The sequence below is a fragment of the Lysobacter antibioticus HS124 genome (assembly GCF_000336385.2).
GTDB classification, from domain to species: domain Bacteria; phylum Pseudomonadota; class Gammaproteobacteria; order Xanthomonadales; family Xanthomonadaceae; genus Lysobacter; species Lysobacter firmicutimachus.
Window position 1 is genome coordinate 1 of record NZ_HG424612.1, and the last position, 325, is coordinate 325.

Annotated in this window: 1 pseudogene; it reads right to left on the reverse strand. The window is 71.1% G+C overall.

Features of this window, described 5'->3' with window-relative positions:
* A pseudogene (locus TX83_RS21670) lies at positions 1-325 on the reverse strand (OmpA family protein); the annotation flags it as partial.

The following is a 325-nucleotide window of genomic DNA, read 5'->3' on the forward strand; positions in this document are numbered from 1 at the left end:
GGCGCAGCCCGGCTCCACGACCGGAGCCGGAGCCACCGCAGCCACCGGCTCCGGGCCCAGCGGGACGATGATGCCGACCGAAGCCAGCACGTCGCCGAACCAGTCTTCCTGCGGAGCAGCGACGCTGCTGTCGTCGAAGTCGGCGCGGTAGGCCAGCTCGGTGCGGATGCCGACGCGGCCCAGGTCGCCCTGGACGCCCACGCCGACCTTGGCGGCGAAGTTGCCGTCCTTACGCTCGGCCGGCGACAGCGGCGAGTTGACCACGTATTCCTCTTCCGAGCGCTGGTAGCCCAGGCCCATCAGCAGGTACGGGTTCCAGTTGCGG